This is a genomic window from Vogesella sp. (assembly GCF_046297735.1).
Lineage (GTDB): Bacteria > Pseudomonadota > Gammaproteobacteria > Burkholderiales > Chromobacteriaceae > Vogesella > Vogesella urethralis.
Genome location: NZ_JBKBHK010000015.1, coordinates 41,238 through 57,911 on the forward strand (window position 1 = coordinate 41,238; position 16,674 = coordinate 57,911).

Here is a 16,674-nt window from a genome sequence, read left to right on the forward strand (position 1 = left end):
GGCCAACGTCCTGCGAATTAAAACTCCGGCTCCAGACGAGCCTTGTCGATATTCGTCAGGGGAATGGCCACGCTACGACCATCTTCCAGTGCCAGGCTCACCACGCCATCGGCGATACCCTGGATGCGGCCCATGAAGCGCTTCTGCTGCTCCACCGGCAGGCGGGTGCGGATCTTGGCAAGACTGCCGGTAAAACGCACGTAGTCCGCTTCTTTCTTGAGCGGACGATCCAGGCCGGGGGAGGAAACCTCCAGACGCTCGTAGTCGATGTTTTCCACCATGAACAGACGTGTCAGGTGGTTACTCACCGCCACACAGTCTTCCACGGTAATGCCACCCGGTTTATCCATGAACACGCGGAAACCACCCCCGGGGGTCATTTCAAAATCTACAAGTTCATACCCCAAACCGGGCAGCGTGTTCTCGAGCAGCAAACGTACATCCATGGGCATCCAATTCCAGAAAAGAAAAATGGGCGAAGAACCGCCCATCCCTAAAATGCCGCGATTATAAACCACTCTGCGACAAAAGAAAACCAAGCCTTGCGGGCGCAAACCAAGCACATGCTTTGCACTGGATGCGACATACGGTACAGTTGCTGTGGGCTACGAAACAAACGTTCGCCGAAACAATCTATATTGAATCTGCACCAAGCAGATCCCCCTTGCGCCACCCGATAAAAACAATGGGGGCCACGAACCAACACGATGGAGAAGACAAACGCCATGGAAAAAATCTGGCTGAAGAATTACCAGAGCGGGGTTGCTGCCGAGATCGACATCAACGAGTTCCAGTCGGTAGCGGAAGTATTTGAACGCAGCGCCGCCAAGTTCCGCGACCGCCCGGCATTAGCCTGCATGGACAAGATCCTGAGCTACGGCGAACTGGACCAGCTGTCGGCAAACTTTGCCTCCTACCTGCAGAACACGTTGGGTTTAGGCAAAGGCAGCCGTGTGGCCATCATGATGCCCAACTTGCTGCAGTACCCGGTAGCCGTATTCGGTACCTTGCGCTCAGGCTGCACCGTGGTGAACGTCAATCCGCTTTACACGCCACGCGAACTGGAACATCAGCTAAAAGATTCTGGCGCCGAAACCATCGTCATTCTGGAAAACTTCGCCAACGTACTGGAACAGGTACTGCCGCGCACGCCGGTGAAGAACGTGGTCATCGCCACCATCGGTGACATGCTGGGCTTCCCCAAACGCCTGATCGTCAACTTCGTAGTACGCAAGGTCAAGAAGATGGTGCCACCGTGGCAGATTGCCGGCCACACCAGCTTTAACGACGCGCTGGCACTGGGCGCGCGCCAACCGATGCGCAAGGTTGCCATCGGCCATGACGACATCGCCTTCCTGCAATACACCGGCGGCACCACTGGCGTCTCCAAAGGCGCCATGCTGACCAACGCCAACATTGTGGCCAACATGCTGCAAGCCGGTGAGTGGGTGAAGCACTCGGTACGCGAAGGTCAGGAAATCATCGTCACCGCCCTACCGCTATATCATATCTTCTCCCTCACCGCGAACCTGATGGTGTTTACCGAACTGGGTGCGATGAGCATCCTCATCACCAACCCGCGCGACATCCCCGGCTTTGTGAAAGAGCTGAAAAAATACAAGGTTACTGCTATCACCGGCGTCAACACCCTGTTCAACGCGCTGCTGAACAACCCCGACTTCAAAACCGTGGATTTCTCCACCTGGCGCCTGGCACTGGGCGGCGGCATGGCCGTGCAAAAGGCAGTAGCCGACAAATGGAAAGACGTCACCGGGACACCGCTGATCGAAGCCTATGGCCTGACCGAAACCAGCCCGGCCGCCTGCATCAACCCGCTGGACCTGAAAGCCTACAACGGCACCATTGGTGTGCCGATTCCGTCCACTGACATCCAGATTCGCGACAACGAAGGTCGCGAAGTGGGCATCGGCGAACCAGGCGAGCTGTGCATCCGCGGCCCTCAAGTGATGAAGGGCTACTGGCAGCGACCGGAAGAAACCGCCAAGGTTATCGACAGCCAGGGTTTCCTGGCCACCGGCGACATGGCCATGATCACCCCGGACGGCTTTGTCAAATTGGTGGACCGCAAGAAAGACATGATTCTGGTGTCCGGTTTCAATGTGTACCCGAACGAGATCGAAGACGTGGTTGCACTACACCCCGGCGTACTGGAAGTGGCCTGCATTGGCGTGCCGGACGACAAATCAGGCGAAGTGGTGAAGGTGTTCGTGGTCAAGAAAGATCAAGGCTTAACAGAAGCCGATGTACTGAGCCACTGCCGCGCCAACCTCACCGGTTACAAGGTACCGAAGGCGGTAGAATTCCGCCAGGAGCTGCCCAAAACCAACGTGGGCAAGATCCTGCGCCGCGCCCTGCGCGACGCCGAAGTCAAGCCAAACTAAGCGCCAGCCGCTACCTGCACACAACCCGCCCAAAGGCGGGTTTTTTCTTGCTTGCGGCCAACGCTATGGGTATGACGATAAATGCCATCGCGCCGCGTTTCGCGTTAGACTAAGCGCATGACTGTCACCCGCCATGCGTACTACCCACCATGCTGATGCTGCCGTTTTTCAAGCTGATGGCCGACAAGAAGGCCAGCGACCTGTTCTTTTCCTGCGGCACCCCTCCCCAGATCAAGATCGACGGCCAGACCCTGCAGGTCAACGACAAGCCGCTGACACCGGACAACGTCAAACGCCTGGCCTACAGCCTGATGAGCGAGGACGACATCGCCACCTTCGAAGCCGAGATGGAAATGAACTTCGGCCGCCAGGTAGACGGGCTGGGCAACTACCGCGTCAACATCTTCCGCCAGCGCGGCCAGGTGGCGATGGTGATCCGCTACATCACCCCCAGCATCCCCAGCCTGGCGTCGCTAAACCTGCCCGACTCGCTGCAAGACCTTATCCGCCAGCGCCGCGGCCTGATCTTCATCGTTGGCTCCACCGGCTCCGGCAAGAGCTCCACCGTCGCCGCCATGCTGGAGCACCGCAACCAGACCCAGCCCGGCCACATCCTGACGGTAGAAGACCCGATCGAGTTCATCTTCGAGCACAAGCGCGCCATCATCAACCAGCGCGAGATCGGCGTGGACACCCACAGCTACCAGAACGCGCTGAAAAACGCCATGCGCGAGGCGCCGGACGTACTGATGATCGGCGAGATCCGCGACGCCGAAACGCTGACCTACGCCATCAACTACGCCCAATCGGGCCACCTGTGCATTTCCACGCTGCACGGCAATAACAGCTACCACACGCTGAACCGCATCATCAGCTTCTTCCCGCTGGAAAACCGCAACGCGCTGCTGATGGACCTGGCCGCCACACTGAAAGCCGTGGTATCGCAGCGGCTGGTGCAAACCGTGGACGGCAAGCGCCGCCCGGCGATGGAGATCATGTTCAACACCGCCCACGTGTCGGAGCTGATCCGCAACGGCGAGATCGACAAGATCAAGGAAGCCATCGAAAGCAGCATGAGCGAAGGCTCGCAGACCTTCGAGCAGTCGCTGTTCCGCCTGTACAAAGATGGCATGATTACGCTGGACGAGGCGCTGCAGAATGCCGACTCGCCTACCAACCTGTTCTGGCTGGTCAACCACGACAGCGCCAGCGGCCAGAGCAAGCAAGACACCACCACCTTCACCGGCTTTACACTGAACCACTAGACCATGATCACCCTCTACGGCATTCCCAACTGCGACACCGTCAAGAAGGCCCGCACCTGGCTGAGCAGCCAGCAACTGGACTTCACTTTCCACGACTTCAAGAAACAGGGCATAGACGAGGCCACCTTGCGCACCTGGATCGCCGCCATCGGCCTGGACAAGCTGGTCAACCGCGCCGGCACCACCTGGCGCGCACTGGACGACGCCGAGAAAGCGCAAGCGGCCAACCCCGACACCGCCATTGCCCTGCTGCAAGCCAAACCGTCGCTGATCAAGCGCCCGGTGCTGGACAACGGCGGCAAGCTGCGCGTCGGCTTCAAGGACGTGGATTACGCAGCGGAGTTCGGCCGATGAGCAGCACACTCGACCTCACCCAGGCGCTGATTCGCCAGGACTCCATCACCCCGCGCGACGAAGGCTGCCAGGAGATGATGATCGCCCGCCTGGAAGACCTGGGCTTCACCATCGAGCGCATGCCGTTCGGCGACGTCAGCAACTTCTGGGCACACCGCGGCCACGGCGCCCCGGTACTGTGCTTTGCCGGCCACACCGACGTGGTGCCCACCGGCCCGCTGGACAAATGGGACAGCCACCCGTTCGAACCCACCATCCGTAACGGCCACCTGTTCGGCCGCGGCGCCGCCGACATGAAAGCCTCGCTGGCTGCCTTCATCACCGCCAGCGAACGCTTCATTGCGGCCAACCCCGACCACGCCGGCACCCTGGCCTTCCTCATCACCTCGGACGAAGAAGGCGTGGCAGCAGACGGTACGGTACGGGTGGTCGATACGCTGGAAGCGCGCGGCCAGCAGCTGGACTACTGCATCGTGGGCGAACCCACTTCGTCGCAAGTATTTGGCGACACCATCAAGAACGGACGCCGCGGCTCGCTGTCCGGCCACCTGATCGTGCACGGCATCCAGGGCCATATCGCCTACCCGCACCTGGCGAAAAACCCCATCCATCTGGCGGCCCCGGCGCTGGCCGAGTTGGCCGCCGAAGTATGGGACCACGGCAACGACTACTTCCCGCCCACCAGCTGGCAGGTGTCCAACATCCACGCCGGCACCGGCGCCACCAACGTGATTCCGGGTAGCTGCGAGATCAAGTTCAACTTCCGCTTCAGCACCGAACACACCGCAGAGACCCTGAAAGACCGCGTGCACGCCATTCTGGACCAGCACCAGCTGGCCTACGAACTGCACTGGGCGCTGTCGGGCAACCCGTTCATCACCGCCCCGGGCGCGCTGACCGACGCCATCAGCCAGGCCATCGTGGACACCTGCGGCGTGACGCCGGAGCTGAACACCACCGGTGGCACCTCGGATGGCCGCTTCATCAAGCGCATCGCGCGCGAGCTGGTGGAGTTCGGCCCGATCAACGCCAGCATTCACAAGCTGAACGAATGCGTGTGTGTGGACGACATCGAGCCGCTGGCCTGCGTCTACGAAAAAACGCTGCACACCCTGCTGCGCTGATCACCAGCCCCGCAGGGCTAATGCCAGCCATTTAGGCGAATGTGCTTTCAAGTAGCAGGACGTGAGTGCAGCGCCCCATCCCGTTGGCGCGAGCCGGTCAAAATGGTGCGCCCCAGGTTTTAAGACGTCGATTTGTTTGAGCCCCGAGCCGTTAGCGAGGGGCGAGTTCGGCGGCGCCTGGGGCGTGCCATTTTGGACGGGGTTTCGAGCAGCCCCGGGTTGCGGGGGAATGAAAAGGGGGCGGCAACCCGCCCCCTTTCCTGTCTGCCGGGCGGAACCGGCATCTAAACATCGTCCGCATCGCGGACACAATAGCACTCTTCAAACACAACAAACCCCTAGCCAAAAAACGCCAGTCAGCGCTAACTGACTGGCATTACCCCGCAGGGCTGGCTTTTGTGTTGCCGGATAGCACCCGAGATACTGGCGCGCCTAGCCGACGTTGCGGCGCTCGTACATGGCTTGGGCCAGCGTGCCCGGGTCCACGTTTTCCAGCTCGCCGCCTACCGGCATGCCGCGTGCAATGCGGCTGACGCGCAAGCCCTGCGCCTTCAGCATCTCGCTGATCAGATGCGCCGTCACCTCGCCTTCGGCGGTGAAGTTGGTGGCAATGATCACCTCCTCCACCTGGCCATCGGTAGCGCGTGCCACCAGCCGTTCCAGGTCGATGTCTTTCGGGCCGACGCCGTCCATCGGCGATAGGCGCCCCATCAGCACGAAGTACAGCCCGTCGTAGCAGCGCGTCTGCTCCAGCATCAGCAGGTCGGCTGGCATTTCCACCACGCACAGCAAATCCTGGCGCCGCTCGGCGTCGGCACAGACGTTGCACAGCGGGGTTTCGCTGAAGGTATGGCAGCGCTCGCAGTGGCGCAAATTCATCAGCGCATGGTCCAGCGCACGCGCCAGCTTGTCGGCGCCACCACGGTCTTTCTGCAGCAGGTGAAACGCCATGCGTTGCGCGGATTTGGGGCCGACACCGGGCAGCACTTTCAGCGCCGCGATCAGCTGGTCAAGCGAGGGCGGGTTCTTCATGGAGGCTCCAGTAAAAAAGGTTGGCCGCAAGCAACTGCCTGCGGCCAACCTTGATCAGATCAGCGAACGATCAGAACGGCAGCTTCATGCCGGCCGGCAGGTTCATGCCGGCGGTAAAGCCCTGCATGCGCTCGGCGGAGGTTTCGTCGGCCTTGCGGCTGGCGTCGTTGAACGCGGCGGCGATCAGGTCTTCCAGCATGTCCTTGTCTTCCTTGGCATCGGCCAGCAGGTCGTCGCTGATCGATACGCGGCGGGTAACGTGGGAGCAGGTCATCACGACCTTCACCAGACCGTTACCGGCCTGGCCTTCCACTTCCACCTGGGCCAGTTCTTCCTGGGCTTTTTTCATGTTTTCCTGCATTTGCTGGGCCTGCTTCATCAGGCCAGCGATACCGGCTTTACCAAACATCGCGGCTTACTCCTGAACGGGTTGTATTGTATCGGCGAGCAGCATGGCACCCATTTCCTGCACCAGCTGCCTGACCACCGGGTCGTTTTCCATGATCTGACGCGCTTCCGCCTGCAGCTCGCGCTTGGCGCGGGCATCGCGCATGGCGGGGGTCTCCATGTCGAGGGTCTCTACCGACACCCTCAAGGTGATGTCCCGGCCGAGATGCTCGGCCAGAACGGTTTTCAGTTTGTCCTGGTAATCGCGCGTGGCCATGCTGCGGAAGGCTTCCGGCACCGCCAGGTCGAACAGGCCGTTATCCCACTGCTTCAGCGCGGCGTTCTGCGCCAGCATGCGCGCGGCGCCCAGCTTGTTGCCCAGGCGGCGCACCAGCTCGGCCCAGTCGCCGTCGAAGGCTGGGGCGGCAGGCTCAGACGGCGCATCGGCCATCAAGGCGCCAAAATCCTCGTCCATCATCATGGCGTAGGCCGGCAGCTCGTCGTCGCTGGCGGTATCCAGGTTTTCCGGCTCGCGCTCGTCGTCGGCGTCAGCCGCCTCGCTGGCCGGGGCCGGGGCCGGGGCGATGGCGGGTGCGGCGACCGGCGCAGGTGCTGCCACGGGGGCAAGCACAGCCGGCTTGGCGGGCGCAGCCACGGTGACCGGGGCCGGGGCGTCTTCCCAAGGCGCCGGCTCACGCGGCGCGGCCGGGGCCGCTTTGGCAGTGGCGACGGCTAGCGGCGCAGCAGGCCGCGCAGGCTCGGGTTCCGGCTCGGCCGGTGCCGGCTTGTCGGCGGCCGGCGCACTGCGCTCGGCCGGCTTCATGCCCAGCTGGGCCAGCGCCGCCCGCGCCGGCGATACACCGGCAGCCGCAGCCGCCGAGGCAGCCGGGTTGGCCGCATGGCCAGCCGGGGCCGGTTGCGACGGGCGCGCCGACGACAACGGCCGCGCCACGCTGTCGCCACCGTTTACCGGGTGGAAAGCCAGCATGCGCAGCAGCGTCATGCTGAAGCCGGCGTGTTCGTCTGGCGCCAGCGCCAGGTCGCGGCGGCCGTGCAAGGCGATCTGGTAGTACAGCTGTACGTCTTCCGGCGCCAGCGTGGCGGCCAGCGTAAACAGCGCGTCGCGCTCCGGCTCGTCGCCGGCAATGGCGTCGGGCACGGTCTGCGCCAGCGCGATCTGGTGCAGCACGTTGGCCAGCTCGGCCAGCGCACTGTCAAAACCGATACCGCGCGCGGCCAACGCTTCCACTTCGGCCATCAGGCGGGCACCGTCGGCGGCGGCCAGCGCGTCCAGCAGGGTAAACAGATAGCGTTTGTCCACCGCGCCCAACATGGCGCGCACGCCCTCTTCTTTCACTTCACCCAGCCCGTAGGCGATGGCCTGGTCCAGCAGCGACTGCGCGTCGCGCATGGAGCCGGCGGCAGCCCGGCCCAGCAGCGCCAGCGCCGGGCTTTCGTAGGCAATGTCCTCTACGTCCAGCATGTGCGCCAGATGGCTGGCCACCTGTTGCGGCGTCATGTTGCGCAGGCTGAACTGCAGGCAGCGGCTCAGCACCGTGACCGGCACTTTTTGCGGGTCGGTGGTGGCCAGGATGAACTTGACGTGGGCCGGCGGCTCTTCCAGCGTCTTCAGCATGGCGTTGAAGGCACTTTTGGACAGCATGTGCACTTCATCGATGATGTAGACCTTGTAGCGGCCCATGGTGGGCGTGTACTGGGCGTTTTCCAGCACTTCGCGGATATTGTCGATACCGGTATTGGACGCGGCATCGATTTCCAGCAGGTCGACAAAGCGGCCGGCGTCGATCTGGGTGCAGGCCTGGCACACACCACACGGCTCGGCCGTGGTACCGGTTTCGCAGTTCAGGCTCTTGGCCAGAATACGGGCGATGGTGGTCTTGCCCACGCCACGGGTACCGGTGAGCAGGTAGGCGTGGTGCAGGCGGGATTCTTTCAGCGCATTGGACAGGGCGCGCACCACGTGCTCCTGGCCGACCAGGTCGGCAAAGCGCTTGGGGCGCCACTTGCGGGCGAGAACTTGATAGGTCATGGCGGCCGATTCTAAAGGGATTCGCCAGCGATGGCGACTATTTCTGTGCTGGCCGCCCCGCCCCGATTCAGTTCACGCTGCCTTGGCTGGCGGCCATTCTGGCCTGCAGAAAGCGGGCGCGCATTTCCTGCGACAACTCGTGCGCCACCATCGCGTACAGCGTGCTCTTGTTGTAGCGGGTGATGGTGTAGAAGTTGTTCAGGCCCAGCCAGTAGCGTGTGACGCCCGGCGCTACTTCCAGCGGCACCAGCACCGCCAGCGCATCGTCGCGCACCGGCGCTTGCGGCAGCACGCCACGCGCTTTCAGCTCGGCCACCGTGTAGTGCAGGTTGAACTTGTCGGCGGCCAACTCGTCCGGCACCGTGCCCGGCGCCAGCTCGGCCGGAATCACCACGTCGTCGCCCCCCAGCCAGCCGTGCTCGCGGAAGTAGTTGGCCACGCTGCCGATGGCGTCCACCGGGTTGTTCCAGATGTCCTTGTGGCCATCGCCGTCAAAATCCACCGCCCACTTGCGGTAGCTGGACGGCATGAACTGCGGCAAGCCCATGGCGCCGGCGTAACTGCCCTTCAGGCTCAGCGCGTTGACGTTCTCGCTGCGCGCCAGGCGGAAAAACTCGGTCAGCTCGGCACGGAAGAAGTCGGCACGGCGCGGGTAATCGAACGCCAGCGTGGTCAGCGCATCGGCCAGGCGGAAGCTACCGGTATTGCGGCCGTAGCGCGTTTCGATGCCGATGATAGCCACGATGATCTCGGGCGCCACGCGGTAGGTCTCGGCGGCACGTTGCAGCGTGGCTTCATTTTGCTGCCAGAAGGTCACGCCCTCCTGCATCAGCTTGTCGCTATAGAAGTTGGGGCGGAACTGGTACCACGGCCGTGCGGTGGACGGCTTGTCCATGATGGCGATGATGTTCGGCTTCGGCTCCACATTGGCAAACACGGTTTCCAGCTCGGCACGGGTCAGCTCGCCGCTGGCGACCTGCTCGTCGATATAGCGCTGCACGTCCGGGCGCATCAGTAGCGCCACGTCGGCATGGGTGGCAACGCTGGCCAGCAGCAGGCCGGCCGCGGCCAGCACGGTCTTGAAAGTCATGGCGATTATCCGCAGGAAAGGTTGGCCGCAAGGCGGCCTAGTCATTGAAATTGAGGGCGCTGGACACCAGGCGCGCGGTGATGTCCACGATCGGAATCACCCGCTCATAGGCCATGCGCGTGGGCCCCACCACGCCCAGCGTGCCCACTACCTGGCCGTTCAGGCGATACGGCGCGATCACCACGCTGCAGTCGTCCAGCGTCATCACGCCGGACTCGTCGCCGATGAAAAGGTTCACCCCCGGCGCGCGGCGGCTTTGTTCCAGCAGCTGCAGCAGCTCGGTCTTGCGCTGGAAGGTATCGAACAGTTCGCGCAGCCGGTTCAGGTCACCAGAGAAGTCGCTGACATTCAGCAGCTTGCCCTCGCCGCTGATCACCAGATCGTCGCCGCCGGACAGCGCTTGCTGCCCGAACAGGATGGCCATCTGCATCAGCTCGGAGATGTCGCCGCGCAGTTGCTGCAGCTCCTCGCCCACCCGGCTGGCAATGCGGTCGAAGGCGTGGCCGGCGTAATGCTGGTTGAGGAAGTTGGCCGCCTCCACCAGCTCGCTGCTGCTGTAATCGCGCGCGGTGTTGAACAGGTGGTTCTGCACATCGCCTTCCAGCGTCACCAGGATCAGCAGCACCCGGCGCTCGGACAAGCGCAGGAACTCCACCTGGCGGAAGGCAGCGTCGGCGCGCTGCGGCGTCATCACCACGCCGGCAAACTGCGTCAGCTCCGACAGCAGCTGCGACGCAGCCTGCACCACGCGCTGCGGGCTATCCGGCTGCAGGTTGTGGCGCAGCTCGGCCACCGCCGGCTCACCCAGCTGCTGCACGGTAAGCAAGCGGTCGACAAACAGCCGGTAACCGCGCGGCGTGGGCACGCGCCCGGCCGACGTGTGCGGCGAGGCGATCAGGCCCAGGCCTTCCAGGTCGGCCAGCATATTGCGGATGGACGCCGGCGACAGCTCCAGGCCGGACACCGCCGCCAGCGTCTTGGACGCTACCGGCTGGCCGTCGGCGATGTAGCGCTCTACCAGAACCTTGAGCAGATGTTGGGTGCGATCGTTCAGCATGCAGCCATTCTGTCACAGCTTGCCGCATCGCCAAAGCCCCGCCGCGACACGGCCAACCGGGCCGGCCATTCGTGCGATAATCAGCGCTTGGCCAGCCACCCTGCGTGGCCGGTGTGGCGTTCTTGCACCGGCGGCTGCGTTTTTATTTGGCAGGCCGGATGAAAACGTACATAATCAAACCCATCACGAATTTGAACTCAACGATTTCCGATTGGAGCAAGCATGGCAGAGCGTTCCGAAGACAAGAGCAAGGCACTGAGCGCAGCGCTGGCGCAGATTGAAAAGCAGTTCGGCAAAGGCTCGATCATGCGCATGAGCGACAACCAGATCACCGAAAACCTGCAAGTGATCAGCACCGGCTCGCTGGGCCTGGACCTGGCACTGGGCGTGGGTGGCCTGCCGCGCGGCCGTGTGGTGGAAATCTACGGCCCGGAATCGTCGGGTAAAACCACGCTGTGTCTGCAAGTGGTGGCCGAAGCCCAAAAACTGGGCGGCACCTGCGCCTACATCGACGCCGAAAACGCGCTCGACCCGCAATACGCGCAGAAACTGGGCGTCTCGGTAGAAGACCTGCTGATCTCGCAACCGGACACCGGCGAACAGGCACTGGAAATCTGCGACATGCTGGTTCGCTCCGGCGGCGTGGACGTGATCGTGGTGGACTCGGTTGCCGCGCTGGTGCCGAAGGCCGAAATCGAAGGCGAAATGGGCGACAGCCACGTCGGCCTGCAGGCCCGCCTGATGAGCCAGGCGCTGCGCAAACTGACCGGCAACATCAAGCGCACCAACACGCTGGTGATCTTCATCAACCAGATCCGCATGAAGATCGGCGTGATGTTCGGCAGCCCGGAAACCACCACCGGCGGTAACGCGCTGAAGTTCTACGCCTCGGTGCGCATGGATATCCGCCGCATCGGCGGTATCAAGAAGTCTGACGAAGTGGTAGGTAACGAAACCCGCGTCAAAGTAGTGAAAAACAAGGTATCGCCACCGTTCAAGCAAGCCGATTTCGACATCCTGTACGGCGAAGGCATCAGCCGCGAAGGCGAGATCATCGAGCTGGGCGTGGAGCACGGCTTCATCGACAAATCCGGCGCCTGGTACGCCTACAACGGCCAGAAGATCGGCCAGGGCAAAGACAACACCCGCGAGTGGCTGAAATCCAACCCGGCCATCGCCCAGGAAGTGGAACGCAAGATCCGCGAAGCCGTCGGCGTGAAAGTACAGATCACCGAAGGCCAGCCGGACGAAGACGAAGCCCTGCTGGACGACACCTTCGACGCCTGATGAGTACGGGCAAAAGCCTGAAGGCGCGAGCCGTCGACCTTCTTTCCCGCCGCGAGCACACGCGGCTGGAACTGAAGCGGCGGCTCGCGCCGTTTGTACAGGAAGGCGACGACCTCGACGCCGTACTGGACGAACTGGCCGGCAACCGCTGGCAATCGGACAGCCGCTTTGCCGAGCAGTTTGCCGATAGCCGCAGCCGCAAGTACGGCAGCCGCCGCATCGCCATGGAAATGCGTGAACGCGGCGTGGACGCCGACACCATCAAGGCCACGCTGTCCGGTCGCAGCGACCTGGCCACCGCGCGCCAGCTGTGGCTGAAGAAATTCGGCCAGCCACCCGCCGACGCTGCCGAGCGCGCCAAACAGATGCGCTTTCTGGCCAGCCGCGGCTTCGGCATGGACACCATCCGCCAGGTGATCAAGGGCAGCGACGACTGGCCCGACGAGCACGACGGCGATTTATAGCAAGCGGCAGCGCCAGCCGCGCCAAAAAGCCGCGTTTCGGGTGCAAAGGTTGGCCGCAAGGCTTGCCAGCAACGTGTGCAGTTGCCACAATCGACCCGATATTCACGCGTCGCGTGTCGCCGTTTTCAGAATCCGATTCAATACGACCCAATCCCTATGAAAACTTCTGCCATCCGCCAGAAATTCCTGGAGTTCTTTGCCTCCAAAAACCACCAGGTTGTGGCTTCCAGCAGCCTGATTCCGGGCAACGACCCCACCCTGATGTTCACCGTCGCCGGCATGGTGCAGTTCAAAGACCTGTTCCTGGGCTTCGAAAAGCGCGACTACACCCGCGCCACCACCAGCCAGAAGTGCCTGCGCGCCGGCGGCAAACACAACGACCTGGAAAACGTCGGTTATACCGCGCGTCACCACACCTTCTTCGAAATGCTGGGCAACTTCAGCTTTGGCGACTACTTCAAACACGACGCCATCACCTACGCCTGGGAATTCCTCACCGGCGAACAGTGGCTGAACCTGCCGAAAGACAAGCTGATGGTCACCGTGTACGCCAGCGATGACGAAGCCTACGACATCTGGCACAAGACCGTCGGCCTGCCGGCAGAGAAGATTGTCCGCATCGGCGACAACAAGGGCGCGCCGTACGCGTCCGACAACTTCTGGACCATGGGCGACACCGGCCCCTGCGGCCCGTGTACCGAGATCTTCTACGACCACGGCCCGAGCGTGGCCGGCGGCCCTCCGGGCAGCCCGGACGAAGACGGCGACCGCTTCATGGAAATCTGGAACAACGTTTTCATGCAGTTCAACCGCGACGAAACCGGCACACTGCACCCGCTGCCGAAACCGTCCGTCGACACCGGCATGGGCCTGGAGCGCCTGTCCACCGTGCTGCAGAACGTGAAGTCCAACTACGAAACCGACGCCCTGGCCTGCCTGGTGCGCGCCGCTGCGCGTGAAACCGGCGTGCCGTACAGCCAGGACGTGCCGTCGCTGAAAGTGATCGCCGACCACATCCGCGCCTGCTCGTTCATGATCGCCGACGGCATCCTGCCGTCCGCCGACGGCCGCGGCTACGTGCTGCGCCGCATCGCCCGCCGCGCCATCCGCCACGGCTACAAGCTGGGCCAGAAGGGCCTGTTCTTCCACAAGATCGTTGCTGATTTGGTAGCCGAGATGGGTGACGCCTACCCGGAACTGCGCCAGAAGCAGGCCGAGATCGAAGACGCGCTGCGCGCCGAAGAAATCAAGTTTGCCGAAACGCTGGATACCGGCATGGCGCTGGTTGATGCTGCACTGGCCGGCGGCAAGACCGCCATGGACGGCGACACCATCTTCAAGCTGTACGACACCTACGGCTTCCCGGTCGACCTGACCGCCGACATCTGCCGCGAGCGCAATATCGAAGTGGACATGGCCGGCTTCGAGCGCGCCATGGAAGCGCAGCGCACCCGCGCCCGCGCCGCATCGGCATTCAAAGTAGCCGGCAACCTCAGCTACGAAGGCAGCGATACCACCTTCCACGGCTACAGCCAAACCAGCGTCGACGCCCGCATCGTGGCCCTGTACAAAGGCACCGAGCAAGTGGACGCCCTGGCAGCCGGCGACGAAGGCGTGGTGGTGCTGGACCACACCGCCTTCTACGCCGAAGGCGGTGGCCAGGTCGGCGACGTAGGCGAAATCTCGGTCACTGGCGGCGTAGACGCGCTGTTCGACGTGGCCGACACCCAGAAAGTGAAAGCCGCCGTCTTCGGCCACACCGGCCGTCTGGCCCGTGGCGCGCTGAAAGTGGGCGACACCGTACAGGCCACCATCGACCTGCACAAACGCCTGGCCACCACCCGCAACCACTCGGCCACCCACCTGCTGCACGCTGCACTGCGCAAGGTACTGGGCAGCCACGTGGCGCAAAAAGGCTCGCTGGTGAACCCGGAACGTACCCGCTTCGACTTCGCCCACGGCCAGCCGGTGACTGCCGACGAGATCGCCGAGATCGAGCGCCTGGTCAACCACGTGATTGCGGCCAACTACGACGTCAAAGCCGAACTGATGAGCTTCGACGACGCCGTGCGCGCTGGCGCCATGGCGCTGTTTGGCGAGAAATACGGCGATGAAGTACGCGTACTGACCATGGGCGACTTCTCCGCCGAACTGTGCGGCGGTACCCACGTACAGCGCACCGGTGACATCGGCTTCTTCAAGATCGTGACCGAAAGCGGCGTAGCTGCCGGCGTGCGCCGTATCGAAGCCGTTACCGGCGAAGGCGCGGTGGCCTACGTACAAGCCCAGGACGCCCTGCTGAAAGCCGCTGCGGCCAACCTGAAGGCACAAAGCAGCGACGAAGTACTGGGCAAGATCGGCAGCCTGCAGGCCGACGTGAAAGCCCTGGAAAAAGAACTGGCCGCCATCAAGGCCAAACTGGCCGCCAGCGCCGGCGACAGCCTGGCCGAGCAAGCCAGCGACGTGAACGGCGTCAAGCTGCTGGCCGCGGAGCTGGAAGGCGCCGACAACGCCACCCTGCGCGACACGCTGGACAAGCTGAAAGACAAGCTGGGCTCCGCCGTCATCGTGCTGGGCAGCAAGGCTGACGGCAAGGTAGCCCTGATCGCCGGCGTCACCAAGGACCTGACCGGCCGCTTCAAGGCCGGCGAACTGGTGAACCACGTGGCACAGCAGGTAGGCGGCAAAGGCGGTGGCCGTCCGGACATGGCCCAGGCCGGCGGCACCCAGCCGGAAAACCTGGCTGCCGCACTGGCCAGCGCCAAAGACTGGCTGGCTGCCAAGTAAGACAGCCACCCGGCAAGCAACACCCCCGCGCCCAGGCCCGGGGGTGTTTTTTTTGATGACGCACCGGCAAAGCAACACATCCTTGCAGTTCGTGCCGCATCAGCCACACTGAATGGGTAGCCCAGCCGGACACCCCGCCATGCGCCCTGCCCACCCGCCTCGCTCCAGCACTGCCTACCGCCGCAAGCTGCGTGGCCTGCGCCTGACTGGCGTGTTGTTGCTGGGCTGTTGCAGCGCTGCTGGCGCGCAGCAAAACGGCAACGAGCTGATTGCCGTCACCGAGCCATGGGCACCGTACAACACCTTCAGCAACGACGAGACCGCCGACGGTGCCCATGCCCTGATTGTGCAGCGCGCACTGGCGCTTGGCGGCCTCAGTGCCACGATCAGCGTTTATCCGTGGGCACGCGCCATGGCGCTGGCAGAAAACCGCCCCAACACGCTGCTGTTCAGCCTGGCGCGCACACCCGAGCGGGAAAACCGTTTTATCTGGATAGGCAAGCTCAGCCAGACGCAACAGTTCCTGTGGCACCTGCCAGCCAGCGCCGGCAGCAGCAATCTGCAACAGATCATCGCCTGCTGCCGCATCTGCACGGTACGCAAGGATGTCAGCGAAGAGGCACTACGGGAACAGGACAAGGCGCAGCGGAGTCAGCTGGTACTGACCGGCAGCCATCACGACTGCCTGCGCATGCTACGGGGCGGTAGCGTGCAGTACATGGCCGGCTCGCCATACCGGATCAAGGCCACGCTGCTACAGGCCGGCCTACCCGCCAGCCTGCTGCAACGCGACGTGGCCATCGCCCCGCCGCGCGAGCTGTATTTTGCGGCCAACCTGCACACATCTACAGCCACCATCCGCAAGCTGCAACAAGCGATACAGCAATTGCAGGACAGCGGCGAAAGCGAACGGCTGCTGCAACAGGTACTGACCAGGCCGCTACCGATGGCAGAGAAACCGGCACCGCCATGATGGCGACGCACAAAGCAAAAAAGACAAACCCGCCAAAAGGCGGGTTTGTCTTGATGGTGGCTCCCCGAGCAGGGCTCGAACCTGCGACCTGCGGATTAACAGTCCGTCGCTCTACCGACTGAGCTATCAGGGAACATACTGCGTGAAGCACCGCCCGAGGGCTTTACTTCCTGAATTGTTGGCTCCCCGAGCAGGGCTCGAACCTGCGACCTGCGGATTAACAGTCCGTCGCTCTACCGACTGAGCTATCAGGGAACATACTGCTTGAAGCACCGCCCGAAGGCTTTACTTCCTGAATTGTTGGCTCCCCGAGCAGGGCTCGAACCTGCGACCTGCGGATTAACAGTCCGTCGCTCTACCGACTGAGCTATCAGGGAACATACTGCGTGAAGCACCGCCCGA

At 63.1% G+C, this 16,674-nt stretch carries 14 protein-coding genes and 3 tRNA genes; 8 read left to right on the plus strand and 9 right to left on the minus strand.

The annotated features are described in order from the left end of the window. Positions 1–17 precede the first annotated feature (17 nt). Complete coding sequence (gene rimP, locus ACK4FZ_RS14820; protein WP_409822137.1) at positions 18–446, minus strand: ribosome maturation factor RimP; 429 nt, start codon at positions 444–446, stop codon at positions 18–20. Between the two features lie 279 nt (positions 447–725). Here rimP and ACK4FZ_RS14825 point away from each other — a divergent pair, with 279 nt between their 5' ends. The 4 genes from ACK4FZ_RS14825 to dapE all read left to right on the plus strand — a co-directional run bounded on the left by ACK4FZ_RS14825 (position 726) and on the right by dapE (position 5,145). Then, on the plus strand, positions 726–2,402 hold the full coding sequence (locus ACK4FZ_RS14825) for a long-chain-fatty-acid--CoA ligase (RefSeq protein ID WP_409822138.1): 1,677 nt from the start codon (positions 726–728) through the stop codon (positions 2,400–2,402). A 149-nt stretch (positions 2,403–2,551) separates the two neighbouring features. Then, entirely contained in the window at positions 2,552–3,667 is a 1,116-nt protein-coding gene (locus ACK4FZ_RS14830) for a PilT/PilU family type 4a pilus ATPase (RefSeq protein ID WP_409822140.1), read from the plus strand. A 3-nt stretch (positions 3,668–3,670) separates the two neighbouring features. Then, positions 3,671–4,021 carry an ArsC family reductase gene (locus ACK4FZ_RS14835; RefSeq protein WP_409822142.1) on the plus strand — a complete coding sequence of 117 codons (351 nt, stop codon included), beginning with the start codon at positions 3,671–3,673 and terminating at the stop codon, positions 4,019–4,021. Then, positions 4,018–5,145, plus strand: coding sequence for a succinyl-diaminopimelate desuccinylase (gene dapE / locus ACK4FZ_RS14840; RefSeq protein WP_409822144.1), 1,128 nt, complete (start codon positions 4,018–4,020; stop codon positions 5,143–5,145). The genes ACK4FZ_RS14835 and dapE overlap by 4 nt, the downstream gene beginning before the upstream one ends. Positions 5,146–5,577: 432 nt before the next feature. Here dapE and recR read toward each other — a convergent pair whose 3' ends face one another. The 5 genes from recR to hrcA form a co-directional block, all read right to left on the minus strand. Next, positions 5,578–6,177, minus strand: coding sequence for a recombination mediator RecR (gene recR, locus ACK4FZ_RS14845; protein ID WP_144373098.1), 600 nt, complete (start codon positions 6,175–6,177; stop codon positions 5,578–5,580). Between the two features lie 70 nt (positions 6,178–6,247). After that, positions 6,248–6,586 (minus strand): YbaB/EbfC family nucleoid-associated protein, encoded by a 339-nt coding sequence (locus ACK4FZ_RS14850; RefSeq protein ID WP_144373099.1) that lies wholly within the window; start codon positions 6,584–6,586, stop codon positions 6,248–6,250. 6 nt (positions 6,587–6,592) lie between these two features. After that, positions 6,593–8,614, minus strand: coding sequence for a DNA polymerase III subunit gamma/tau (gene dnaX, locus ACK4FZ_RS14855; protein WP_409822147.1), 2,022 nt, complete (start codon positions 8,612–8,614; stop codon positions 6,593–6,595). 67 nt (positions 8,615–8,681) lie between these two features. Beyond that, a complete protein-coding gene (gene mltB, locus ACK4FZ_RS14860) occupies positions 8,682–9,704 on the minus strand; it encodes a lytic murein transglycosylase B (protein WP_409822148.1) in 1,023 nt (340 codons plus the stop codon). Between the two features lie 37 nt (positions 9,705–9,741). Further along, entirely contained in the window at positions 9,742–10,761 is a 1,020-nt protein-coding gene (hrcA, locus tag ACK4FZ_RS14865) for a heat-inducible transcriptional repressor HrcA (RefSeq protein WP_144373102.1), read from the minus strand. Between the two features lie 222 nt (positions 10,762–10,983). Between hrcA and recA the strand changes: the two genes are divergently transcribed. From recA to ACK4FZ_RS14885, 4 genes are all read left to right on the plus strand, one after another. Beyond that, complete coding sequence (recA, locus tag ACK4FZ_RS14870; protein WP_409822151.1) at positions 10,984–12,048, plus strand: recombinase RecA; 1,065 nt, start codon at positions 10,984–10,986, stop codon at positions 12,046–12,048. Continuing rightward, the gene (gene recX / locus ACK4FZ_RS14875) at positions 12,048–12,512 is read left to right on the plus strand and encodes a recombination regulator RecX (protein ID WP_409822153.1); all 465 of its coding nucleotides are present in this window, start codon (positions 12,048–12,050) and stop codon (positions 12,510–12,512) included. The genes recA and recX overlap by 1 nt, the downstream gene beginning before the upstream one ends. Positions 12,513–12,668: 156 nt before the next feature. Further along, on the plus strand, positions 12,669–15,299 hold the full coding sequence (gene alaS, locus ACK4FZ_RS14880; RefSeq protein ID WP_409822155.1) for an alanine--tRNA ligase: 2,631 nt from the start codon (positions 12,669–12,671) through the stop codon (positions 15,297–15,299). Positions 15,300–15,438: 139 nt separating this feature from the next. Beyond that, positions 15,439–16,272, plus strand: a complete 834-nt coding sequence (locus ACK4FZ_RS14885) for a substrate-binding periplasmic protein (RefSeq protein ID WP_409822157.1) — start codon at positions 15,439–15,441, stop codon at positions 16,270–16,272. 57 nt (positions 16,273–16,329) lie between these two features. Here ACK4FZ_RS14885 and ACK4FZ_RS14890 read toward each other — a convergent pair. The 3 genes from ACK4FZ_RS14890 to ACK4FZ_RS14900 form a co-directional block, all read right to left on the minus strand. Beyond that, a tRNA-Asn gene (locus ACK4FZ_RS14890) sits at positions 16,330–16,405 on the minus strand. Between the two features lie 46 nt (positions 16,406–16,451). Further along, positions 16,452–16,527: transfer RNA gene (locus ACK4FZ_RS14895), tRNA-Asn, on the minus strand. Positions 16,528–16,573: 46 nt separating this feature from the next. Then, positions 16,574–16,649 (minus strand) — tRNA-Asn (locus ACK4FZ_RS14900). Positions 16,650–16,674: the final 25 nt, after the last annotated feature.